Source organism: Microbulbifer maximicatervae (SeqCode) (genome assembly GCF_052467695.1).
Genome location: NZ_CP174320.1, coordinates 74,026 through 98,208, shown reverse-complemented (window position 1 = coordinate 98,208; position 24,183 = coordinate 74,026). Strand labels below are relative to the sequence as shown.

At 47.3% G+C, this 24,183-nt stretch carries 15 protein-coding genes; 7 read left to right on the top strand and 8 right to left on the bottom strand.

The window, feature by feature from the left end; genetic code table 11:
* The first annotated feature begins 154 nt into the window (after nucleotides 1-154).
* From ACJJI8_RS00450 to ACJJI8_RS00440, 3 genes are all read left to right on the top strand, one after another.
* Entirely contained in the window at nucleotides 155-2,353 is a 2,199-nt protein-coding gene (locus ACJJI8_RS00450) for a hypothetical protein (RefSeq protein ID WP_444933930.1), read from the top strand.
* Between the two features lie 605 nt (nucleotides 2,354-2,958).
* On the top strand, nucleotides 2,959-9,891 hold the full coding sequence (locus ACJJI8_RS00445; protein WP_444933929.1) for an FG-GAP-like repeat-containing protein: 6,933 nt from the start codon (nucleotides 2,959-2,961) through the stop codon (nucleotides 9,889-9,891).
* Nucleotides 9,892-9,904: 13 nt separating this feature from the next.
* On the top strand, nucleotides 9,905-10,291 hold the full coding sequence (locus ACJJI8_RS00440) for a hypothetical protein (protein WP_444933928.1): 387 nt from the start codon (nucleotides 9,905-9,907) through the stop codon (nucleotides 10,289-10,291).
* 448 nt (nucleotides 10,292-10,739) lie between these two features.
* On the opposite strand, the gene ACJJI8_RS00435 is transcribed toward ACJJI8_RS00440, so the two are convergent.
* Nucleotides 10,740-10,943 (bottom strand): hypothetical protein, encoded by a 204-nt coding sequence (locus ACJJI8_RS00435; protein ID WP_444933927.1) that lies wholly within the window; start codon nucleotides 10,941-10,943, stop codon nucleotides 10,740-10,742.
* Nucleotides 10,944-11,218: 275 nt separating this feature from the next.
* Here ACJJI8_RS00435 and ACJJI8_RS00430 point away from each other — a divergent pair, with 275 nt between their 5' ends.
* Complete coding sequence (locus ACJJI8_RS00430; protein ID WP_444933926.1) at nucleotides 11,219-11,560, top strand: hypothetical protein; 342 nt, start codon at nucleotides 11,219-11,221, stop codon at nucleotides 11,558-11,560.
* 335 nt (nucleotides 11,561-11,895) lie between these two features.
* Here the strand turns inward: ACJJI8_RS00430 and ACJJI8_RS00425 are convergent, their stop codons facing one another.
* Entirely contained in the window at nucleotides 11,896-12,219 is a 324-nt protein-coding gene (locus tag ACJJI8_RS00425; RefSeq protein WP_444933925.1) for a hypothetical protein, read from the bottom strand.
* A 143-nt stretch (nucleotides 12,220-12,362) separates the two neighbouring features.
* A complete protein-coding gene (locus ACJJI8_RS00420) occupies nucleotides 12,363-13,022 on the bottom strand; it encodes a class I SAM-dependent methyltransferase (protein WP_444933924.1) in 660 nt (219 codons plus the stop codon).
* A 639-nt stretch (nucleotides 13,023-13,661) separates the two neighbouring features.
* On the opposite strand from ACJJI8_RS00420, the gene ACJJI8_RS00415 reads away from it, so the two are divergent.
* Nucleotides 13,662-14,879, top strand: a complete 1,218-nt coding sequence (locus ACJJI8_RS00415) for a hypothetical protein (protein WP_444907544.1) — start codon at nucleotides 13,662-13,664, stop codon at nucleotides 14,877-14,879.
* A gap of 86 nt (nucleotides 14,880-14,965) precedes the next feature.
* Here the strand turns inward: ACJJI8_RS00415 and ACJJI8_RS00410 are convergent, their stop codons facing one another.
* Nucleotides 14,966-15,880, bottom strand: a complete 915-nt coding sequence (locus ACJJI8_RS00410) for an alpha/beta hydrolase (protein WP_444933923.1) — start codon at nucleotides 15,878-15,880, stop codon at nucleotides 14,966-14,968.
* A 72-nt stretch (nucleotides 15,881-15,952) separates the two neighbouring features.
* Between ACJJI8_RS00410 and ACJJI8_RS00405 the strand changes: the two genes are divergently transcribed.
* Together ACJJI8_RS00405 and ACJJI8_RS00400 are read left to right on the top strand one after the other, a co-directional pair.
* A complete protein-coding gene (locus ACJJI8_RS00405; protein ID WP_444933922.1) occupies nucleotides 15,953-16,483 on the top strand; it encodes a redoxin domain-containing protein in 531 nt (176 codons plus the stop codon).
* 94 nt (nucleotides 16,484-16,577) lie between these two features.
* Complete coding sequence (locus ACJJI8_RS00400) at nucleotides 16,578-17,021, top strand: hypothetical protein (protein ID WP_444933921.1); 444 nt, start codon at nucleotides 16,578-16,580, stop codon at nucleotides 17,019-17,021.
* 152 nt (nucleotides 17,022-17,173) lie between these two features.
* Here ACJJI8_RS00400 and ACJJI8_RS00395 read toward each other — a convergent pair whose 3' ends face one another.
* The 4 genes from ACJJI8_RS00395 to argF form a co-directional block, all read right to left on the bottom strand.
* Entirely contained in the window at nucleotides 17,174-17,560 is a 387-nt protein-coding gene (locus ACJJI8_RS00395; RefSeq protein WP_444933920.1) for a DUF2750 domain-containing protein, read from the bottom strand.
* A gap of 312 nt (nucleotides 17,561-17,872) precedes the next feature.
* Nucleotides 17,873-19,117 carry a ribonucleotide-diphosphate reductase subunit beta gene (locus ACJJI8_RS00390; RefSeq protein WP_108734126.1) on the bottom strand — a complete coding sequence of 415 codons (1,245 nt, stop codon included), beginning with the start codon at nucleotides 19,115-19,117 and terminating at the stop codon, nucleotides 17,873-17,875.
* Between the two features lie 401 nt (nucleotides 19,118-19,518).
* Complete coding sequence (locus ACJJI8_RS00385) at nucleotides 19,519-22,458, bottom strand: ribonucleoside-diphosphate reductase subunit alpha (RefSeq protein ID WP_444933919.1); 2,940 nt, start codon at nucleotides 22,456-22,458, stop codon at nucleotides 19,519-19,521.
* 805 nt (nucleotides 22,459-23,263) lie between these two features.
* Nucleotides 23,264-24,178: an ornithine carbamoyltransferase gene (gene argF / locus ACJJI8_RS00380; protein WP_444917919.1), complete on the bottom strand. Its 915-nt coding sequence runs from the start codon at nucleotides 24,176-24,178 to the stop codon at nucleotides 23,264-23,266.
* Nucleotides 24,179-24,183 lie beyond the last annotated feature (5 nt).

Here is a 24,183-nt window from a genome sequence, read left to right as displayed (position 1 = left end):
TTATCGGTCTCAGCCAGGTTCTAAAACCAGTTCACAGACAATCGATTGCATCACTTTAAAGTGCGCACTTGGTCATCAATTGAGTATAAAAATTCAATGGATGACAGCAAGCAATAACAAATTATCTTAGTGACATACGAGTTGGGCAGAACTGATGGGTTTACTGATAAATAAGAAGTTAATAGCGCTTTCTTTGACGGCATTGCTGGCCGCGTGTGGAGGTGGTGGAGGGAGCTCCTCTTCGGATTCGGATAACCCCTCCTCAGATAATAGCGGTAGTGATAATAATAGTGGCGGTAGCGATCAGGGTTCGTCCGGCAGCGATGATAATCCGATCTCGGATAATGTGGGCACTACAGTTGTGGTGGGAGACGTAGAGCATACAGATTTAGGCTTCGCCTCATTGACTGCCATTGACGTAACGTTGCCAGAAGGTATGAACAATGCCCGTGAGGTTTACCAGATGGCACACTATATAGCGCGAACTGACGGGGAGCAGGATGAAGAGGATATTGATATCCCGATTCGTAGTTATACTGCGACCTGTGCAACAGATACTGATACTCCGAGAATGTTTGTTTCCACTACTTTGTCAGAGGGGGACACTGCTGCGGATACAACTCACGGTTCTATTTATGAGCTACAGTATGATCCGGATACTTCCAGTTTTGAGCCAACAGGTAATGCAACGCTGTTAAATCAGTGTTATGAATCCCACGGTGTGGCTGTAAGCTCTGATTGCTCCACAGTAGCAGTTCTATGCAATACAGATTATCAAGCCAATGAGCGTTATGAGGTTGAAGCTGACCTTGTTGAGCAATACGGTTCAACGTGGATGAAAATGGAAGATAACATTGACACCATTGAATCCCGTATTGCGAATGAAATTGGTCTTCTGGTTGCGACCAATCACGGTAAATATATCGACTTTTTTACTGAACACCCTACGCTGACGTTTGACGATTTCCTTCCTGGTTTGAAGGCAAACTTCCCGGATACTGATTTTGGGGACTCGCCATCCTTTACCACTATTAAAGGGTCCGATATGCAAGAGGAGATGGAGTATATTATTTCCAGTCTTTCCTCTGGCGACTATGACGATTTACTGCAGCACATTCGAGATGCCAGTTACAGCTATAACGAGCAGATTTGGCTGCTAGAGTGGGAAAATCAGCCTTTAAGTGAAGTTCCTGATGCTTACGTAGTAAATAAAATGCACGGTGGAACTCATCTTGGCGCACAAGAGCTGATTTATGTTGAGGATGACAGCCAGGGTCGTAGTAGCTATGGTTTCTCAGTTTCTGCACGGGTATTTGATGGAAATGGGAGTTCTCACTATTCGGCGGGCTTAACGGTTATTGACCGTAGTAATTGGTCCCTGGATATGAGCAGCTCAGATAATCGCGGTTGGTATTGGGCCTGCGGCGATGGTCACGTAGTAAACATTCGCTCATTCTATAATCCAGACAATGAGATGTTTGGTGCAATTTGCACCAGTGATTGGAACGACTGGATAGGTAGCACTCATGGGCAACTGGGTACCATTGCAGTGAAAATGGAAACTTCCAGTTCGTCTACAGAAGGGCGCTTTAATCACTTCGTACCATCAACGTCTGCGATGGTATCTAATGGTGGTGGTCATACTGTTGTACCAGTGGATGCCAATACGAACCTTTCTTTGATCGTCTCGCCTAAATATATTGAGGATGCGGATATGGATCGCTTTCTCCAGGATGAAGTCGGTATTGATCCGTCTGGGGAAGGTCCGTTCGATGAAGATTGTGCAGATTACGACACCACAAACTGTTTCCTGTCCTATATGAGTTATAACTATTGGGAAGATGATGATAGTTTCTCCACAATAACAAGGCAGGGACTTTATTCCGGTGATGCACTAGATTCCAGCTCTTTAACCCGTATTGGCATCGCTAAAGTCAGCTCTACCGGTAGTATGGAAGGCCAGGGTTTTAATTGGTTGGTTGAGGATGATGATTGCCAAATTAGTGATCCACAACTTATTGATTTAAAAAATGGACGTTACTTATTTGGGTATGCAAAGTTCCAGTGTATTTCTGATAACCTAGCCTATAACCGTATTTATGCCGACAGCGGCTCTAAAAGATTATTAGTGCCAAAAGCCTATTATGTAATGGAAGTTGATGCAGATCTAAACGTACTTGAAGGGCCAATCGAGTTACCTAATTATGGATGGGGTGGTTTGGATGAGCCTATGTACTTAGGTGATGGAAAAGTAGCTTGGACTTATATTAAAAACCCCACTCACGATAACTATGTGAGTGGTCAGCAAAATGTTTGGCAGGCGATGGTGTATCATTCGAATAGTGTGAATTAATCATATTGGGGGAGCTATGTCTCCCCCTTGTTGATGAATATAGGTGTTCTTTACAGTTTTTGTCGTTCCCAGCTTCTTCTTGGGCTAAATTGCAATTTTTTAGTGTTTTTTTTCGACTTCTCATTTTCTTTTCGTTTGATAGTGACCTTTGTTTTTTCTTTTCTTTTGATGTCAAGTGCCATTTCTGTATTTAAGGTGGTGCGGACGCTTTATGCGGTAATGCGGTAATGCGGTAATGCGGTAATGCGGTAATGCGGTAATGCGGTAATGCGGTAATGCGGTAATGCGGGATTGCGGGATTGCGGGATTGCTATTTGTGCACACCTATAAAAATCTCAGTAAATATACGAAATTAAGATGTGACTTTTCATGCATTAATGTTTTTCCCAAATTTGATCTTGTTGGTTTAGGGTTTCCTTGTAAATTTCTTTTTTACGGAATAGTATTTCGCCAAATTTATACGATTCACAAATGCTTATGAGTGCGGTTGTCTCGGGGGTACACCTTCTAATTCCGCGTTTAAAATAGTAAGAGTTTGGTCTCTATTTTTAAGCTAAAGAAGTGTAAGTAGCCTACAAGAGCATCATTCTGGGGAATGAAGAAATATGTTAAAAGTGAAATCGATGTTGGGTCGTCTTCTGGGATTTCTAAAACCAATTAAATTAACATTGTTTTTGACTTTTGCAGCTTTTTCAGGAGTGGCAAACGCTGATGAAGCAGAGTGGACAAGTATTGGCCATGAAATCTTAACGGGTGATTATGATGGAGATGGTAATGATGACCTCTACCTGTCACCAAATCCCAATTACATCTTGCTTCACGGAGATGTAATTACCCCTATTGTTACTGATTCGTTGTACGAGGCAATTGTACTGCTCTCTAAAGGTGATGGGACTTATAGCGTAGTCGCCTCTCCCAATCAGTCAACGCTCGATAGTGTCAGTTGGTCCAGTGCGCGCCAATCACTTTTGACGGGCGATTTTGATGGGGATGGTAATACTGACTATTTCCTGCAAGGCGCCAGCGCCAGTGATGACAGCCTGATCTTATTATCAGGGAGCAGTCTAGTTATCTCAGATTACTTGGACAGCAATTTATTTGCATCTAATCGGGCATCTGTGTCGGTATCGGATGTCGATGGAGATGGGGTAGATGATCTGCTACTGGAGGGCTCTAATGGTGTTCATGAAGTAGCTTATGGTGATAGCAATGGTGAGCTATCAGCAGTTAAAACTTACCTGGACAACAGTAGTAGTTTTGTTGCCCTCTCCAAAGGCGATGCTGGAGTGGGTCCTACTGGGGCAGCTTCATACAATATGCCCCTTGAGATCCCTGCAGGCATTAACGGGATTGAGCCCAAGCTCTCTTTAGGATACAGCAGTCAAAGTGGTAATGGTTTGCTGGGAATGGGGTGGCAACTAAACGGCCTTTCCTACATTCATCGCTGCAAGCCTACACTGGCAACAGAGGGCACGTCTGCCCAATCGGGGGCGGAGCGCTACAGCACCAGTGAGCGTCTTTGTCTGGATGGGAAAAAACTGATTGCTATCAGTGCTTCTAGTGATCCTGCAACCAATAGCCAATACTGGGCAAGCGGTACAGAGTACCGCACTGAGATTGATGTATTTACCAAGATTGTTTCCAGTGGTTCACAAAGTAATGGCCCCAAGTATTTTAAAGCCTGGACCCGAAGTGGCCTAATTCTTGAATTTGGTAATACTTCCGATAGTCGGGTAGAAGCTCCGGGCCAATCCAGCGGTCCTATAGGTACCTGGGCTGTCAATAAAGTAACAGACCGTTTTGGTAATAGTTATACGGTTACCTATTACGAGAATAATTCTTCTGGTGAGTTTTATCCTCAGCGAGTGGATTATGGTCCCGATTCAGCTGTTCGTTTTGAATATGAAGATCGCGAAACTGATAGTGCCAGCTACCTGACAGATCGCCCCTGGGGTTATGACGATGGTGGCAGTATCGTCACTAGCAAGCTACTTAAATCTGTAACCACCTATATTGATGTTACCAATCCTTCAAATTCCACCAGTGGAACCCCTGTGCGGGTATATAACCTGCACTATGAGCGCGGTGGTATTACTCACCGATATCGCCTGGCGGGTATCACCGAGTGTGGGTATCGCGATGATGGGGTGACCCAGGATTGCGCGCGCCCGGCTACTTTTGCTTGGCAAGATGGTGAAATGGGCTTTGAGAGCTCAGATTTTAGTCACTGTGAAAATGATCCAGCTGATTACCTCCGTTCTGTATCTCCTTTGATCATGGATGTCGATAATGATGGTATTAAGGACATTGTTTTTAAGGGGGATAGTTGGTTTGTTGCCCGGGGGACTGAGGAGGGTTGTTTTACTTCTACAGCGGTAACCACGGCAGATGGTGTCATTATAGAGGGCACCGATGATGGGGATATCGTTCAGCCCATTAGGCTTGGTAGTGAGTACGGGATGCTTTTGGGAGACCGGTCCGTTGCTCCTACAGGCCAAGCATATTTAGCTTTATATGTAGTCCGATTTGATCTCGATGGTTCTGGTAACTCTACAATTACCAAGGTTTTCCCTAAGGATGATGACTGTTGTGCCAATATGGTTTCCCCCCAGGCTACTGTGATAGTTGCGGATTTTAATAGCGATGGTCGCGATGACTTTTTCCTAAGTCGCATTGGGTTTGGTGGTTCTGTATGGTTGAGAAATGACGCTGAATGGGATGATGGCGGGGATAATTTTGTAGATAAAGGTGATGGCTCCATGTACGGGAGTTCGGATCGTTTCAGCACAAGAAGCCCCTTGCTTGTTGATGTAGATAATGATGGTCTGCTAGATCTTTCTGTTCATAGCAGTAGTGGGCGCTACATTCTCAGAAACAAGGGCGATGGAGCTCTTGAATATGATTCCACACCGATTTTACCGCGCGGTGATGGTGAAGATGTAGATATTGTGCAGGTTTCCGAATTGTCAGGCACAAACCGATCAATTTTTAGGACTAATAAGTGGCATATAAAAACGACGAAACACAAGCATTACGACACTAACTATAACGGTATATTTACCGATATTAATGGTGATGGACTGCAAGACTTCTTGGTCCGAATTACAGATGATGGTGCAACAAACGGTAGCTGGCGGATCTATTTAAACGAGGGCGGTACATTTGGTGATGAAATTGACACCGGTATTAGTACTGGTGATCATCAAAATCAGGTGTCCTTCCCAATGGACTATAACCGCGATGGGTTAATGGATATCGTCGCCCAGAAGGCAGATGGTTCAGCCTGGAGAGTATTGCTGTCGACACAAGTAACCGATTCGCAGGGGCAGGCAACTCCAGCTTTTGTAGAGCTCGATGTTGACCCCTTTGGTGGAATTCTGGAGCACCTGTTGGATTACGATATCTCTGAAGATAACCCTCCAGTGATATTTGATATCAATAGCGATGGCCAAGCAGATGTTTACTATAGTAGGGCGGCTCCACCTGAGGTTGGAGGAGCTGGAGACCCTGTTCAATTATTAATGGGAGCTGAGAGTAGGACTGATCTCTTAAAGAGTGCCACTAACAGTCTTGGAGCTGGCGTAGAATTTTCATACAGTCCCCTGATATCTAGTCGTTCAGTGAATGGCGATAACGTATATACCAGTGTACAGGGCTCTGATTTCCCAGTTATTAATGATGTCAGTGGCCACTATGTGGTTTACCAAACGGAAACCAGTGATGGCTTAGGAGGAGATAGAAATCGTTATTATCACTACGAGGGATTCAAGCGCGATCTACACGGTCGTGGTTTCTTGGGCTTTGAAGAGCAGATAGTTGAAGATGCTGTTTCCAGCCTGGTAACTACTAGCGAATACTTGCAAGAGTTTCCCTATACTGGATTTTTGTCTTCCAAAACAATTAAAAACTCCAGCGGTAAGCTGGTAGAGATAATCGACAATAACTACGAGCTACATAGCAGTAATGATCGTTTCCCCTATTTGGCCGATAGTATTACCCGTGAATACGGCTTAACAACGAGTAGTACATCGTCTCCTCTAAAAGTTAGCAAAATAGAGAGTAGTTTTGATGTCTACGGAAACCCGCTAACGGTTACTTTAACCTCCGGTGCAGGCCTCTCTGGCAGTACGGTGACAGGGGTGGAGGGCACTAAGAAAACAGTTAGTAGTGTATCTCCCAATGAAAGTGACTGGCTGATTTCCTTTGTAGATAGCCGTACGGTAACTACTAATAATGGTAGTAGCTCTGATCAGCGTTCCTATACCCATACCTACACTGCAGAACCGGATACTCTTGCGGTAGCGGTCAGCAAGGAGTTTGTGGGCGAGGATAACTGGCTGCAAACCACTTACACACGCAATAGCCAGGGCTTGGTGACCAATACCAAGATTACCGGCGGCGATATCGATGGCGGTAATTTAAGTAGCCGCTCCATTGAAACGCTCAGTGATTTCCTGGATCAGCTCTATCCCCAGACTGTAAAAAATGCACTGGACCATACCGTCACCTTAACCTATGACACACGGTATGGCCTGGTTAACTCTACTACCGATGCCAACGGGCTGACCCAAACTACGCTGTATGACGCATTTGGCCGTGCTGAGGTTGAGCAGTCTGCAGATGGCACCTACACAGAGATTTTCCGTTACTTCTGTGACTCTGTTGAGGTGTCTTGCCCTGCAGACGCTGTATATGTGGTAATTTCTGAGATAACCAATGATGCCTTGCCAGGCTATCTCGGCGCTCCGACCTCAGCGGTCTACTACGATATGCTGGGGCGAGAGGTGCGCAGTGAGCAACTCACCATGAGTGGCGGCAGCATTAAAGTGGATACTGAATACAATACGGCTGGCCAAGTCTACCGTGAATCAGAGCCTTTTACTGGAAGCTCAGCGACGGCCTGGACGACTTATACCTATGACGAGCTGTTACGGATGGAGACCAAGCAGCGTGATGCAGGTGGCAGCCTTGTAATTAGTTACAGTAGCGACAGCACTTACGCACAAAAAATAAAGCGTACGGTGACGGTAGAAGATGGTGATGGAGGCAGTAGCCAGCAAGAGCACTACACCTACTTAAATAGTTTGGGGCAGGTTGTTCGTGTAGTCGATGCCAACGGCACGCCTATCTCCTATGAGTACGATAGCCAGGGTAACCTGGTGCAAACTGAAGTTAATGGTGATTCGAATAGTCGGATTTCTATTGATTACGACTTGTCTGGCAATAAAGTTCAGATACAAGACCCCGACTCGGGGCAGCTCAACTTTGAATACGATGGGCTGGGTCAGTTGCGCAGGCAGACTTGGGCGCAGGGAACGGCTAATGAAAAGTATTTTACCCAGGAGTTTGATTTACTGGGCCGGGTTACCTCCCGTATAGATACTGCGGCAGATAATACGTCTGAGACCAGCAGTTGGGTTTACGATACAACCAAGTACGGTCTGCTCAGTAGTAAATCCAAGGCGGACTTTAGTGAATCCTATCATTACGACAGCCTGACACGAGTTGACCAGATATCGACATCAATTACTGGGCTGGGCACAAAGAGTTTTTCTTATAGTTACGATGCTTTCAGTCGGGAGCAATCAGTTACTTATCCCGGAGGGTTTGCTGTTGAGCATAGCTATGACAGCAAAGGTTTCCCGCTGTACGCCTACGATATTACCGATCTCAGTGCCCCAGCCTTGCTGTGGCAGGCGGATGATACTGAGGATGAGCGGGGCAACCTGATTTATCAGCAGTACGGCAATGGCCTGGTCAGTAAAAGTATTTACGATAGCGACAGTGGCTTGTTAACCGGAATTATTACCGGAGATGGAAACCTGGGGGGGGCGGTTACCGGCAATATCCAATCCCTAAGTTATCAATATGACAGCATGGGCAACCTGCTGAATCGGGCGAGTAGCAGAGAGGACAGTGCGGGTTCAGCGCAGGAAGCGATTGTCGAGAGCTTTACTTTTGATGACCTTAACCGCCTGACCAAAGCGAGTACCACCGGCCTTTCCTCTGGCAGTCGGGTTATCAATTACGGTTATGATGACCTGGGTAATCTGACCTCCCGTACCGATGTGGGGACCCTTAAGTACGAGCGTAGCGGTAATGCTGGCGTCCATGCAGTAACTGAAGCGGGCGGTCTTTCATACCAGTACGATGTTTACGGCAATATGACTAGTCGGGCAGATGTTGCTGCGGAGTACGATGTATTTAATAAGCCCACCCGTATTGATAGCACCTACTTCAGTTATGGCCCGGACCGCGCTCGCTATAAGCAGGTCAATGATTCAGTAACTACTTACTACCTGGCGGGAGGCCAGTATGAGGTAGTGGTTGGGGAGAACGGCACCACCCAAAAGAGCTACCTGGGTAGCTACCTTTTGCACAGTGAAGCTGATTCCGGCGATACACAAATACTCTATATGCACCTGGATCACCTGGGGTCTGTAGAGAGTATTACCGATGACGATGGCAACCTGGTGGAGCGGTTAGCTTACAGCCCATTTGGATTGCGCCGTATGGATGATTGGAGTGATGGCGATCCAACTAATGGTGACCCAGAGACTCTACCGACCACAAAGGGTTACACCGGCCATGAAATGCTGGATCAGCTCTCTTTGGTGCATATGAATGGGCGGGTCTATGATCCAGTCATTGGCCGCTTTATGAGCACGGATCTGTTTATTCAGTCGCCTTACAATAGCCAGAGCTTCAACCGGTATACCTATACCTTTAATAACCCGCTCAGCTTTGTTGATCCCAGTGGCTACTATGTAGTTGGTAATAGCGAGCAGTCTACTCATCGTTTCAATGACCCTGGGGTTCTTGATGATGGCGAAATCATAGTGGTTGGTCATCCACCTAAGAATGGAAGTTTTTGGATCGATAACCTTGGCGCCTATGAAGCGGCCATGCGCAACCTCCAGAAGATCCAGGATTATGGTGTTCAACAAGGAGGGCTCTTAGGGGCATTTACCTATGTTGGGTCAACCACGATATTTGAGGTGTTTATTGCTGATGCTTTGCATTCGGTAGATGAAGCGGCAGCAGGAAATCTAGGGGGGGCCCTTTCTAAGGCAGCACAGACTGTCGTAAAGCCTCTGAAAGCAGTTAATATGGTCTCGAAGCTTGAGAAGCAGGAGGAGAAGCTTGAGGATTCTTTAACGCAGGCAGCAAAGGTCAATGTTAAGGAATATTCTGATGGAAGTCTTCGCACACCAGATGGTAAATTTGCTAGCCGGTCTGGATCGCCATCTCCGGGAACAAAGAAATCAACTGAGTTTGCAGATTTTTTACGCAAGAATGGCATGGATGTTGTAGGTGAAGAATTAACTGTTAGGGGCCCTGTAGGCAAGCGAAGGTTAGATATTGTTACTCGTGATGCCAAAGGAAATTTACATGGGATAGAGGTGAAAAGTGGCGGTGCGACAAAGACAGGTTATCAGCGTTTTACCGATCAATATATAAACCTCTTTGGTGCGCGAGGTACTGGTGCTATAAGTGGTCAGACTGTAAAAAGTGTGAATACGGTTTATATACCATAGATTGGGAATAATCATGATATTAGAAGTCGAGAATAGAGCCAAGATAGAAAGTCCAACCCGAAAGGATATTGAGCGTGCTTTGAGGTCACTTAAAAGTGAAGGCCCAAGCTCTTACGCATCACTTACGTCACCGTCAGGAAGTTATGTTCAGGTTGGTGGTGGTAGATTTACTTGTTTATTGGAAAAACGTGGATCAAGCGATGGGGCTCAATACAGAGCCTATTCTAATAGTCCCAGTGTGCCTTTTCCTGATGGATCAATACTTTCTTTTTCTGGTGGAGACATCCCGCTTCGGAATGATGAGTGGTTTAATATTGAAAAGGCAATTGAACTTTTTGTAGCTTTTGCAAGTGACGCAGATTTGCCCAATGATATATTTTGGAGAGAAATAGCACTTTGATTAACTATCTAGGATAGCTATATATTATTGCACCGCAAATCCAAGAGAAAATCTCGACTTCCGTAGCTTAGAGAGGCGCGTTAGCGGTATTACTGGCGGGTATCTCAAGCGATCGTTTTAACCTAGTTTAGAGCTAAGAGCTATGAAATTATGCTGAGTTTCACTTGGGGCTCGAAATGGTGAATTTGGATAAAAGTAGAAGGATAGCATTGGAAAACTGTATGGGAATTAGCAGACTTTAGCAGAAAAGAAACGCTTGCAATCGCTTATACCCTGCAATTAACGTTTATCGAGCTGGATACAGCCTCTTCTGTGCTCACTAGGCCTATAAGCGGCATTTAAATTTTCGATAGAGGTGCAGCGGTATTTTGGTGAAGTGCCCAGCCATTTGAGGGTAGGGAAGGTGCCTTGATAAATAGTATCGTGCTTTCTTGTGTCTAAATGTCGGTCACGCCAGTCCCAAGTATTGGTCTAACTGGAAGGACAGTCCCTTCGGCATATTTAGGTGCGCGCCGCCCACAAGTAGCAGCAGGTCTTTGGGTAGTCCATCTGAACTTGCTGGGCGAATACGCAGCTGAATGAAGATGTAATCAGGATCTTCTGGTATTTTTGTCATATTGGCACGGATAGGCTTAAGGTCGACATAGACCATTTAGGCAGCAAGGGCTCTTTCATCTGCAAGGTATAAGCGTACAAACTCTCGCCTGGGCTTTGACTTCTTAACCTTTGGATACCTTATATCACTAGTGCAAGATTGTAGCTTTTAATTTTGATGCCTCACAGTGATATAATCGATACTTAGATCCTTTCCCTGATGTAGTTGCAATACACCAAGTGGGGGTAGGGAGATGGTATAAAAAATATATATCCCACGCTATCTATTTTTTATATATGAGGTTAGTCAATTGATAAATTTTAAAGGTTAGTATGAAAAATATACTTGGTTTTTTCCTTTTATTGGCCGCAGTCAATGTCGGTGCAAGCTCTACCTGTGAGGGGGTAGTTGATAGGGTGCAATTAACTCGTGTTGGCAACGTCGAGTTGATTTCTAATGACTTATACGGATCATCTGAAGGGCGGCTTATTTGTAATATGTCCAGTTCCTGGAATAGTGTTGCTCCGGAAACTTGTAGAGGCTGGTATTCATTGATTTTGTCATCAATTGCACAGCAGTCGGCCATCAAGGTGCAGTATAATGAAGGTGGAGCCTGTGCTGAGCAGCCTACTTGGTCTGACTCCAATTCTCCTTGGATGATATCAGATAGTTAATTGTATACTTGCTAAGTGTTTTTGTGACTGCTGAACGTTATGATTAATGTAATTTTTAGCAGTCTATTTAAAATAATAAAACTCTAAATAATTTCGGGGTTCTTTAGGGACTCTTTGCGAGATATAATTTATTTCCTTCTCAGGGGTTTTATTCTTACCTCTCATGGGTGATAAGAATTGTTAGCTGTATTTTAATTTTAGCTGTTAGTTTTGGGGCTGAAAATTGAGGTAAAGGTATTCTCTGAGTTGTGGTTTTCAATGTGTCGATTTTACACGGCCGCCAGGTTGGTAGGGCTACAATTTAAATATAGCCCCAAGCCTGCCCAAGACTACTCCTACTTAAATTTAATACCAAGGATGTTATTTGTTTGGTCGCCATTAGTTAAAGCGCTACAGATTACATCATCATCGTTATATCTTACCACTATATTCCTATCCGCACTGATAGCCGCCATCGACATAGATAATATGGAATTAAGTTGGCGTTCACTTGCAGTATCAGTTGTTTTAAATACAGCATTTCCTTGAGTGAACTTTATCCAAACGTTTTCACCGTCAAGCCCAAGCCAAACGTGCTCTGGTGTGAAAGTGCACTCAGTAAATGATTGTGCGGTGCTGGATATGCCTAACATGAGCAGACAAGAAAGTACTTTTTTCATAGGTATTTGTCCTTTTTGAGTTTAAATTTAAGCCTGATTGGTTTAGCTGATTTTTTATCTTTAATGTATTTTATCGGTGTGTTTGTGTGTGTTCAATATTTAGTTCTATGTAAAGTATTTTTATGCATGACTTATAAGGATGTTTAAGTGGGCAAAAGGTCAGTCTGTAATTGTAGGTTTGAAAGATATGGAGACTGTTTTTTCGCAACAATAAAAATAGAGTCTATTCCCGGCTGCCATTCTTTTTCTATTGTAAACCCTGCTTGGGTGAGTTTACTTAATAAATTGTGTTTGTCGAGTAGGTGTACATATGGTGCTAAGTTTAAGAGCTGCATAAATGGTAATACAAATCTCCACTTGCTCTTACTCAGCAAGACTGTGCTGGAAATAAATATACCCCCGGGTTTTAATAAATTGTAGGCTTTGTCTATGGTTAATTCTATATCTTGTAAAAGATGCAGAATGTTTAACCCTAAGATGGCATTGAAACTCTCAGGTTCAAATTTTAACGTGCACAGAGATCCTTGCTGGAGGCTAATATTTTTTATAGAGTCATCTTTTATTTTTTGTTTGGCAATATCCAGCATCTTCCCAGAAATATCTGTAGCTATGATGCTGTTCACATATGGAGAGTGCTGAATAGCGGTGCTGCCGGTACCGCATCCGAATTCCAATACAGACCAGTCTGCCTGCAAATATTCTTGTGTTATAGCCAGTTTTCTCTTGTAACTTTTTAAATCTTTTATAGGGCTTTTGGCATAGCGCGCTGCAGTTTTATCCCAAAACCTTTTTGGCTCTATCATTTTTCCCTTCCTATCGTAGATGTTCAATGAGTATGCATTCGATCGGTGGATAACCTACTACTAGATGGTTATCTTTTGATTTTAAGTGTATGTAGTATATTTCCCGAATCGTTAGACTCTAAAAATTATCTCCGTAGAGGTGCTCATATATTTATACCTTGTAATTCTTGCTGCATGTTTTAATTTAGTGCCACAATTTTTTATGGAAAGGGTGCATAACGTGTCATAGGTATATCGATAGAAAAGTGGCTACGATACTTGTGTGCTACGATAGGGGTTGATTAAAATTTAAACGATTTCAACCTTTTCTTTACGTAAGTTATTTCTTCGAAAAGATAGCTTGCTCCAAAAGTTTTTTAGAAGTGCTCACTCACCTTTAGCTTCATCAATACTGTGACCTAGAGCGAAGTCGCGGTTCTTAGTTTTTGCGAACTATGTCACATTCATCTAAGCCTCCTTCTCTTTATGACTAAAAAGTCATATTGCTTGTCGCCCTAAGATTCTATTTGGCGCTATTAGTCATATTCTTGGCACTTATTAACCGGATACCTTTCGCAAGCCATAAAACAGTCTCGGCAACATAAAAAGACAATTTAAAAAATTGGGACCAAGCCTGAGCAAAAATAAAAGGACATCACAATGACACTTTATCAACGATTGGGTGCGAGCTTCTCTTTACTATTAGCGGGGCTTTTGGGATCAGCCTCTGCAAGTGCGGATAACTGCTACATCCTGGTTCATGGCCATGGTACTGAGGGCCATATCAAGCAGCGTACTAACTCCCAGGGTAATCTTGAGCAGCCGGCTTTAGATTATTGGAGTGAGGCCTACTTCGATGAATACGCGGGTAGTGACTTTATTGAACAATTACGTGTAAATGGTGGCAATTACGGTGTGGTTGGTTACAACTCAACCGATGAGGGCGAGATGCCCTACTGGCATGACGGCACAGCGGGTGAAATCGCTCGGCAGATAATCGCTATTCGCAATGGCGAAGGCGATGATTATGAGCATGAAAACCAGTGTGCTGCCGATGATACTTTCTACGTGATTGCCCACAGTCAGGGTGCCACCCAGATGATGTACCTCGCAGGCAATGCCGTACCGGGGTCCCCTTACTATAACCGTGCTTACAACCAGCTGGATTCCAATACTGTGACCGAAACCTCGAAGGTTTGTACTGGCTCCTGGTTCTGGAAAAGCTGTAAGACGAAAACCGAAACCGTTAATGTCGCAGGCCTGAATGATAGTTACGCGGTTGAAGTGGACTTTGACACTGCCATTAGCGGTATCGCGGCAATCTTTACTACTGGTGGTGCAATCACCGGTACTGAGGGGGTTGATCGACTGTGTAACGGTAGCTGGATCGAAGATTTGATCAACGATTGGTTTATCGGTCGCGAGTGCGCAGCAGTACGTTACCTGCAGACTAATGATGTCTATGCTGTGCGCAACTATGTCGGCACCAACCTGGCTGCACCGGTTTATACCATTGGAGGCTACGCCGGTTTCCCTGGTATTGAGAGTGCTAGCTCTTTGCTGTTGGGCGGTGAGGACGATGGTTACATCAATCTGGCTTCCCAGATGAACTGCTCTGGTTCTGCTAAGCGCAACTTGTGGTCAAACCTGAAGGAATACAAGACCTTCCTGGGTATCGCTTACGGAAGCGCTATCTTCTCCTGCGATAATGACAATAAGGGGACAGCGCGTTCCTATAACCTGGCGAGTATTTATACCGATCATGACGCTCAGCGTAACGGCGGTATTATGGCCCCAGACTACACTGGTATCCCCGATGGCCTGAACTGTGGTGCCGGTAAAAATACGGCTGGTCGTATTGCTGCCTGTACAGAGTAACTAGCTCATCGTTTTAAAAAAGCCCGCTTAAAAGTGGGCTTTTTAGTTTGCGGGAATCACATATCTACTGCTATTAATATTTAGCTCTAGTGATCCTCTACCACTTGCAAATTGTTCTCTGCTTTCATACGAGATATTTCGATCTCTTCTGCAAAAATCTCGTGGATGCCGAAACGGTAACTGTCAGTACTATTTGCCGCATGGGTACCGCCTGGAATCGTTGTAAATGCAATGCGCCAGGGAGTGTTCTCTCGTTCTTTCCAGTGCTTATGCCAGGAGAGTGCATCTTTGCGCAGGGTTGGCATGTCTTTGGAGCCACTGGTTACTATCAGAGTCAGATCCTCTCTTGTCGCTTGTACAGGTTCCCTGTAGAAAAATTCCTGTTGTGGTAGGAAGGTGGCATTGCTGGCTATCAATCCTTTAAACAAGTCGGGCTTAGAAAATGCCGTGTAAAGCACAAAATATCCCCCTCGACTTTGACCGAAGAGAACTCGTTGATGAGGGTCTACCGAGTAGCGGCTTTCAACTGCTGGCAAGAGCTCCCGCTCTAGAAAGTTGAGAAACTGCGGTGCACCGCCATACTTAAGTGTGTCACTGTCACCGGGTAGTGAAAAGTCAAAACTGCGATGATTGATATCGGGTTTAAATGAACCGTAAGTAATACCTACGATAATCGCCTCGGGGGCGTAATCATCGTAATGCATAAATAAGTGATTAGTAGCCAAAATTGGGAACAGGGAATCCCCGTCAAGGAGATAAATGACCGGGTAAGTTGTACCTTCGCTTGGATTATAGCCCTCAGGCAGGCGAGTATAGATATGGTAGGGGCGCCCAATAATTGTTGAATCCAGCTTAAAGTAGTCCCCCTTCAGGGCAGGCAAAAATTCAAGAGGCTGGGAATGGCTTTCAGGAGAAGAGTTACTTTGGTGGTTAGCAGGGCAGCCACTTAGCAGTCCGGCTGCTAATAGCGTTGATAGAAAACGAATAAGGGGCTTTTTCATCGAGTCTCCTATACTAACGGTGGGATTCATTGGTTGACTAATTCTCTTCTTATATTCTCAAGTGGGGTGCTAATGAGCAATATAAAGCTTGCTGCTGGTATCGATTTTCCTGCTATAGAAGTAAAGCGACTTGGTGGAGGTGAGTTGGTACTGGGGAAGCCCGAAGGTAGTTTCCCTTGGCAGATGGTAGTCGTTTACCGAGGTAAGCACTGCCCTCTTTGTACCAAGTATTTGCGTGTATTGAGTGTGCTACTACCCCGCTATCACGCGGAGGGTATTGATGTGGTCGCTGTCTCTGCCGATACGGAGGAAAAAGCTTCTCTGCATATGGAAACAATTCAGCCGGGATTTACTATCGGTTACGGTTTATCAATACCCCAAATGCAGCAGCTTGGGCTCTATATTTCAAAACCCCGCTCCCCTGAAGAAACAGATAGGCCCTTTGCTGAACCGGGTGTTTTTGTCATCAACGAATCTGGAAGGCTGCAAATAGTCGACATTTCCAATGCACCTTTTGCGAGGCCTGACTTGCAAACGCTATTGGTGGGTATCGAGTTTATCCGAAATCCTGATAACCATTACCCAATTAGGGGAACATATTAAGGTTTTTTTAAATACCCTGCTAATTCAGGGAGCTATATTTTGGATCATAAGTTTGTAGTAAAGTTAGAGGTCTGGAATTTAAGGGGGGAGGGTAGTGACGAACGCTTTTCTCTCTGAGGTGAATAACTTCAAGCTTAATCCAATTGATAATAGTAAAGTCGTATTAATTGATGGCTCCAACCAAAGAGCTATACCCGTTTATGGTAGAGAGATTGTTGCTCAATACCAATTTCTCGATAAAGTGTTAGTTATCCTACATGATTGGTGGTCTCTGGATCAGGGAGTTAATATCTACCTGCTCTCTAGAGGAAGAATTTTGGATTTTGCTTTGAGTTCGGATATCGACTTATGGGGAGATTTAGATGACGTGAAAGTTATCCAACCGGATACTATTTGCTTTTCTTTTCCGAATGCTTTGCACTGGCGACTGTGCTGCTATAAGCGGGCAAGGCCGGCTTTATATCTTTCTCTTCCTTATAGTTTTTGGTGGCGTCGAAACTTATTTTATTCCTGGTTTTCATTGCAACGCCTCAAGTGAATAGTATATATAAATATCAGGCGGCGAATCTGTAATTGTATATTACCCAAGTAAGATAACAGGTGTTTACTCTGTTATCTCACTTTTATTCAATAGAACTGAACTTTCTTTGTCGGATTTTTGAAGCGGTAGCGTCAACGTGAATAGCCTATTTAGAAGTTGTTCAGCTCTTCCCGTAGATCGATCTCTAGTTCCTCTGAGCTAGTAATCCATACGCTTTTATCCGGCGCAGGAAACACACCTATTTCAATGCCGTCACCTTTTAAGCCAGAAAGCCACTTCTTTAAAAACTGTGGTAAGGGAATGCTTTTAGGGGTGAGGCCCGCTTCATTTTCAGCATAGGCTTGGGCAAATTCAGCGCTTGGCCATACTGGCAGATATTCAAAGCCACCATCTTCATCGGTATGTATTTTAAGAAAGCAATTTTGGCTATCGATCAGTATCCAGATCTCCCGCTCTTCTCCGGCTATGCTCAGAAAATACTCGTAGCGATCTTCACAGCTGAGATTAGTTATTTCACTTAAATCTGGGGTGCTCATATATCAATTCATTGTAGCTAGGTAATAGGCGAGTAGGGATAACTGAAGGCCTGCTCATCTAGAGGCATAGCTGTTATACCAATTAATGCGGGGCATTATGCGCGAATACAAGCCGCTATCCAAATGCTTTGCCGAGATGGTCAGCGCCAGGGGGAGAGAAAGAGTTTCTATAGAACTTAAGTCTATGGTTAGAGTGAAGAGTAAACTGGGATGCTCAAAATAAAAAAAACGGGCATTAAGCCCGTTTTCAATACTTCTCTTCCTGTGAGCGACTACTTTCTCCTTTTTAGTAATTCGCTAACCAGGAAGCGCTTACCACTGCAGTGCGCCGCCGGTTTGGTATTCGATAACGCGGGTTTCAAAGAAATTTTTCTCTTTGCGCAAGTCCATAATTTCGGACATCCACGGGAATGGATTCTGGGCGCCTGGGAACTGCTCTTTCAGGCCCAGCTGGCTAAGCCGGCGGTTGGCGATAAACTGGAGGTATTCCTCCATCATATTCGCATTCATGCCGAGTACGCCGCGGGGCATGGTGTCGCGGGCATAGGCTACTTCAAGCTCCATACCCTCGAGAATCATCTGGGTGACTTCCTGCTGGAATTCCGCTGTCCACAGGTGTGGGTTTTCCAGCTTAATCTGGTTGATGACGTCGATGCCGAAGTTCAGGTGCATAGACTCGTCGCGCAGGATGTACTGGAACTGCTCGGCAACACCGGTCATTTTGTTGCGACGACCCATGGACAGGATCTGGCTGAAGCCACAGTAGAAGAAGATACCTTCAGTGACAGCGTAGAAGGCGATCAGGTTGCGCAGCAGCTCCTGGTCGGATTCTACGGTGCCGGTTTTGAAGTTGGGATCACCGATGGCCTGGGTGTGGGATAGGCTCCAGGCCGCCTTTTTGGCAACCGCTGGCACTTCGCGGTACATATTGAAGACTTCACCTTCGTCCATACCCAAGGACTCTACACAGTACTGGTAGGCGTGGGTGTGAATGGCTTCTTCAAAAGACTGACGCAGCAGGTACTGGCGGCACTCAGGGTTGGTGATATGGCGGTAGATCGCCAATACCAGGTTGTTAGCAACCAGGGAGTCTGCGGTGGAGAAATAGCCTAGGGAGTATTCCACGATGCGACGCTCGTCCTCGGTCAGACCGTTGGGGTCTTTCCACATGGACACGTCTTTGTTCATGTTGATTTCCTGGGGCATCCAGTGGTTGGCGCAGCCGTCCAGGTATTTTTGCCAGGCCCAGTCGTATTTAAAGGGAACCAGCTGGTTGAGGTCAGCGCGGCAATTAATAATGCGCTTTTCATCTACCTGGATACGGGCCGCACCCATTTCCAGTTCTTCCAGGCCGGGAGCCGGGTCCATATTAGCAACTGCGGCACGGGCGGCATCAACGGCAGTGGAGCCGCTTTGGGCCGCAGGCGACGCCGGAGCGGCTGTGTAGGAAGCGCTGGGCTCCTGCACGGATTTTGCCTGGGCCTCCGGCGTCGGTCGCGGTTCGGTTGCTTTTTCAGGTTGTTGGGGCTTGGTGTCGATGTCGTCCCAGCTCAGCATAGTTGGCCCTTTTGATCGGTCTCACTATCGAAAGTTCGATAAAAAATTCTTAAATCTTCCTGGTGTATTACTCACTAATTGTGTGCAACCAGGGATGACATACCGGTGATATTTTTTACCGGTAATAATTCATTACAGGCTCGTATTTTTAACTCGCCTGGGCACAGAAAATCCTGTGCCAGATCAATTTTTGCTGCGTTATTTGCACTGAATTTTCGCTGGCAATTGCACTGGGTTTTCTCGGGAAAATAAGCCGCAGCCGATCCCCGGTCCCTATGGTATTACCCACTATTAAAATAATGGGTGGACCGGGGTCGCTGCGCATGGTCATGCCCGCACTTGCGGTTACGACGCTCTCCCCCGAGAGTCAGTGCAGCCCCTATAAAAAAGGGGCTTAAATTTTACTGGCAGGCCTCGCAATCCGGGTCGTCCAGTGAGCAGGCCTGAGGCACTGCGGCCGGTGCAGGTGCAGCTTGCTCAGCAGGTGCTGCCGAAGCCACTCCGTTGCTACCGCCATGTGCACTTACCGCGTTCAGGGTGCCGCTATTTACCGTAGATTTCTCTGTGGTGGTGGCAGCCAGTGCGCGCAGGTAGTAAGTGGTTTTCAGGCCACGGAACCAAGCCATGCGATAGGTCAGGTCCAGCTTCTTGCCGTCGGCGCCGGCAATATACAGGTTCAGGGACTGGGCCTGGTCGATCCACTTCTGGCGACGGCTGGCAGCGTCCACGATCCAGCGCGGCTCCACTTCAAACGCGGTGCGGTATTTTGCTTTCAGGTCTTCCGGTACGCGATCGATTTTCTGTACAGAACCTTCATAGTATTTCAGGTCGTTAACCATGACCTGATCCCATAGGCCGCGATCTTTCAGATCGTGTACCAGGTAGGGGTTTACTACGGTGAATTCGCCGGACAGGTTCGACTTCACATACAGGTTTTGGTAGGTCGGTTCGATCGACTGGGAAACCCCGGTGATATTGGCAATGGTCGCAGTAGGAGCGATCGCCATCACGTTGGAGTTGCGCATACCTTGGGCTTTTACTTTCTCGCGCAGGCCGTCCCAGTCCAGCGTGGAGCTGGTGTCCTGTTCGATAAACTGCTGGCCGCGCTGTTCAGCCAGGATCTGGATGGAATCCAGCGGCAGAACACCTTTGCTCCACAGGGAGCCTTCGTAGGTCTGGTACTTGCCGCGCTCGGCAGCCAGGTCGCTGGAAGCGGAGATGGCTTCGAAGCTGATCGCTTCCATGGTGTTGTCGGCAAAGGCGACGGCTTCATCGCTGGCGTAGGCGATGCCGGCTTTGTACAGTGCGTCCTGGAAGCCCATCAGGCCCATGCCCACAGGGCGGTGACGCATGTTGGACTGACGTGCACTTTCAACTGCGTAGTAGTTGATGTCGATAACGTTATCGAGCATACGCACCGCAGTTTTTACGGTATTAGCCAGCTTGGTGCGGTCGAGTTCACCGTTCTCACCGATGTGTTGAGCCAGGTTGACGGAGCCCAGGTTACACACGGCGATTTCGTCGTCGGCCTTGGTGTTGAGAGTGATCTCGGTGCACAGGTTGGAGCTGTGAACCACACCGGCGTGTTGCTGCGGGCTGCGCAGGTTGCAGCTGTCTTTAAAGGTGATCCAGGGGTGGCCAGTTTCGAACAGCATGCCCAGCATCTTGCGCCAAAGGTCTAGTGCGCGGATCTTCTTGAACAGACGCAGCTTGCCTTCGGCAGCCAGTTGCTCGTAGTGGTTGTAGCGCTCTTCGAATGCGGTGCCGAACAGATCGTGCAGGTCCGGGCAATCGGCCGGGGAGAACAGGGTCCACTCTTTATCTTCGAACACGCGCTTCATAAACAGGTCGGGGACCCAGTTGGCGGTGTTCATATCGTGGGTGCGGCGGCGGTCGTCACCAGTGTTTTTGCGCAGCTCTAGGAATTCCTCGATATCCAGGTGCCAGGTTTCCAGGTAGGCACAGACAGCGCCTTTGCGCTTACCGCCCTGGTTGACGGCTACTGCGGTGTCATTGGCCACTTTCAGGAAGGGCACGACACCTTGGGACTTGCCGTTGGTGCCTTTGATATAGGAACCCAGGGAGCGCACCGGCGTCCAGTCATTGCCGAGACCGCCTGCCCACTTGGACAGCATGGCGTTATCGCGAATAGCGCCGTAAATGCCGTGCAGGTCGTCCGGTACCGTGGTCAGGTAGCAGGAGGACAGCTGCGGGCGCAGGGTGCCGGCGTTGAACAGGGTCGGGGTGGAACTCATGTAGTCGAAAGAGCTCAACAGGTTGTAGAACTCTACCGCGCGATCGTTTTTGTTCTCTTCATTGATGCTGAGGCCCATGGCGACGCGCATAAAGAAGATTTGCGGCAGCTCGAAACGAATATCGTCGCTGTGCAGGAAGTAGCGGTCGTACAGAGTCTGCAGGCCCAGATAAGTGAACTGGTGATCGCGCTCGCCTTTTAGAGCTTCGCCGAGTTTTTCCAGGTCGAAGGTGGCCAGCGCAGGGTCCAGCAGGTCCAGCTCGATACCCTTTTTCACGTAAGTGGGCAGGGTAGAGGCGTACAGCTTTTCCATCTCGTGCTGGGTGGCGCGCTCGGCAACACCGAGGAAGCGCAGAGCTTCGGAGCGCAGCTTGTCCAGCAGCAGGCTGGCGGTAGCGAAGGTGTAATTGGGCTCCTGCTCAACCAAGGTGCGCGCAGTGATTACCAGCGCGGTATTGATATCGTTTTCGGAAACACCGTCGTACAGGTTTTTCAGGGCTTCGTTAAGAATTGCCGCGCTGTCGACATCTTTCAGGCCTTCACAGGCTTCTTTGACAACGGTGCGCAGGCGTTCCATATCCAGGGGTGCAAGGCTGTCATCGTCCTGCTTTACACGGATGCTGGGGTGGGCATCGACAGCTTGCTCGGCAATTTGAGCGGTTTTTTCTTTCTCTGCGCGCAGGCGGGCGTGTTCTTCACGGTAGAGTACGTAGTCGCGGGCAACCTTTTGTTCACCGGCGCGCATCAGGGCCAGCTCTACCTGGTCCTGGATCTCTTCAATGTGGATAGTGCCGCCAGAGGGCATGCGGCGTTTGAAAGTGGCACTGATCTGGCCGACCAGTTCTTCAACTTGCTCGTGGACACGGCTGGAAGCAGCGGCGGTGCCGCCTTCAACAGCGAGGAAGGCTTTAGTTACGGCGACGGCGATTTTGCTGTCGTCGTAGGGTACAACGGTGCCATTGCGCTTGATTACGCGGATCTGGCCCGGTGCAGTAGCGGCCAGAGTCGTGCCGCCAGTCGCCTGGTCGCTGGAGGTGCCTGATTTTTCCGCAGGCACGGCTTGAGAGCGCCCTGTCTCTGTGTGCATGTAAATCTCCGAAAGGTTTGTTCTGTTGTCTGTCCGCGTGCGTTCAAAAGAACGGCGGCCACATGACTGTGTGGCATGGCGGAGCGTGTCCTTCGCTTTGCCAGTGTTTATCCACAGCTGTGGACACTGGAAACAGGCGGCTTGTCACCGGCTATCTGAAAAGGTTTGCCAGCTGCTGCCTGTGGCGGAAATTCCATTCCGCCCGCTTACCTCTGATTCTGCTTTGAAAAAAGCAGCGCCTGACGCCCACCGCCAAAAAGTGTGGTGGTGCGCCGGAATTTGCCCCACATAATGGGGGTGCTCTTGAGCCTCTACCCCAATATATAGGGGGTCGGCCTCGAGTGCGCTACAAGATAATGCGGTAGGCGGGTCAGTTCAAGGCGAATAACTATGTAGTTGTTTGTGGATAAATTGTGGGTAGAGGTGCTGAGTCAGTAGCCACTTTCGCGGCAGAGCCCGCCAGCCCTGGGCTGCAAAGGAGTGGGTGCCGGGAAAGAACGCTGGGTACAGTGTCTTACAATTTTTTTTAATAGCTAGAGCGCTGTAAATTAACAACGGCAATAACCATTTGCAAATGGCTGCTCTTTGAGCAAAGTGGTACTCAATTGCTCAATTTACTGACGCTTATTTAATTCTGACATCTTGGCTGGCTGTAAATTAGTCGTTGGCGCCGATTGCTAAATTTAGCGATCTCTTGGATTTTTTGTCGCCAATCGCATCTTTTATACATTGTAGGGGAAAGGCGCGGGAGAGTGGGTACAGGTAGCAGGGTACAACCGTAGGAGTGGCTGTACCCTTTCAGGGGTTAGCGACTGTGGTCTTGGAGGAATTCCATCAGGGCTTTTTGCGCGTGAAGGCGGTTTTCAGCCTCATCCCATACCACCGAGATGTTGCCATCCTCTAAAAGTTCGGCACTCACCTCCTCTCCACGGTGGGCGGGCAAGCAGTGCATAAAGATGGCATCGCTATTGGCGTGGCTCATCAGCTCATGGTCCACCAGGAAGCTCTCGAAGGCTTTCAGGCGGATCTGTTGTTCAGTTTCCTGTCCCATGGAAGCCCACACATCGGTGGCCACCCAATCGGCCCCTTTAACAGCCTCCACCGGATCGTGTACTACGGTGACCCGATCACTTGCCGAAGCGAGGATATTGGCGTTGGGCTCGTAGCCGGGCGGGCAGGCTATACGCAGCTCAAAATTGCACAGGCGGGCAGCATTAATATAGGAGTGGCACATATTGTTGCCATCGCCGACCCAGGCGACCACCTTGCCCTCAGGGCTGCCGCGGTGCTCCACAAAGGTTTGGATATCTGCGAGCAGCTGGCAGGGGTGGTAGCTGTCGGAGAGGGCATTAATCACCGGTACCTTTGAATATTCTGAGAAGCGCTCCAGTACCTGGTGGCCAAAGGTGCGAATCATCACCATATCCACCATGCTGGAAATTACTCGGGCGCTGTCTTCAACGGGCTCCCCGCGGCCTAACTGAGTATCGCGGGGAGATAGGAAGAGGGCGCTGCCTCCCATCTGTGCCATACCGGCCTCAAATGAAACGCGGGTACGAGTAGAGGATTTTTCAAAAATCATCCCCAGCACTTTGCCGCGAAAAAGGTCAGTATTTATTCCTTGAGTGCGCAGTGTTTTGAGTTCGATCGCGCGCTCAATAATTTGCTTGAGCTCTTCCGAGGACAAGTCTGTCAGGGTGAGAAAATGTCTGATCGCCATAAGCT

What these genes read in the sequence shown, in the direction of transcription:
- ACJJI8_RS00385 (WP_444933919.1), bottom strand. Translation starts at nt 22,458, where the DNA reads ATGCACACAGAGACAGGGCGCTCTCAAGCCGTGCCTGCGGAAAAATCA.
- ACJJI8_RS00420 (WP_444933924.1), bottom strand. Translation starts at nt 13,022, where the DNA reads ATGATAGAGCCAAAAAGGTTTTGGGATAAAACTGCAGCGCGCTATGCC.
- ACJJI8_RS00440 (WP_444933928.1), top strand. Translation starts at nt 9,905, where the DNA reads ATGATATTAGAAGTCGAGAATAGAGCCAAGATAGAAAGTCCAACCCGA.
- ACJJI8_RS00435 (WP_444933927.1), bottom strand. Translation starts at nt 10,943, where the DNA reads ATGGTCTATGTCGACCTTAAGCCTATCCGTGCCAATATGACAAAAATA.
- argF (WP_444917919.1), bottom strand. Translation starts at nt 24,178, where the DNA reads ATGGCGATCAGACATTTTCTCACCCTGACAGACTTGTCCTCGGAAGAG.
- ACJJI8_RS00430 (WP_444933926.1), top strand. Translation starts at nt 11,219, where the DNA reads ATGAAAAATATACTTGGTTTTTTCCTTTTATTGGCCGCAGTCAATGTC.
- ACJJI8_RS00390 (WP_108734126.1), bottom strand. Translation starts at nt 19,117, where the DNA reads ATGCTGAGCTGGGACGACATCGACACCAAGCCCCAACAACCTGAAAAA.
- ACJJI8_RS00415 (WP_444907544.1), top strand. Translation starts at nt 13,662, where the DNA reads ATGACACTTTATCAACGATTGGGTGCGAGCTTCTCTTTACTATTAGCG.
- ACJJI8_RS00395 (WP_444933920.1), bottom strand. Translation starts at nt 17,560, where the DNA reads ATGAGCACCCCAGATTTAAGTGAAATAACTAATCTCAGCTGTGAAGAT.
- ACJJI8_RS00450 (WP_444933930.1), top strand. Translation starts at nt 155, where the DNA reads ATGGGTTTACTGATAAATAAGAAGTTAATAGCGCTTTCTTTGACGGCA.
- ACJJI8_RS00425 (WP_444933925.1), bottom strand. Translation starts at nt 12,219, where the DNA reads ATGAAAAAAGTACTTTCTTGTCTGCTCATGTTAGGCATATCCAGCACC.
- ACJJI8_RS00445 (WP_444933929.1), top strand. Translation starts at nt 2,959, where the DNA reads ATGTTAAAAGTGAAATCGATGTTGGGTCGTCTTCTGGGATTTCTAAAA.
- ACJJI8_RS00405 (WP_444933922.1), top strand. Translation starts at nt 15,953, where the DNA reads ATGAGCAATATAAAGCTTGCTGCTGGTATCGATTTTCCTGCTATAGAA.
- ACJJI8_RS00410 (WP_444933923.1), bottom strand. Translation starts at nt 15,880, where the DNA reads ATGAAAAAGCCCCTTATTCGTTTTCTATCAACGCTATTAGCAGCCGGA.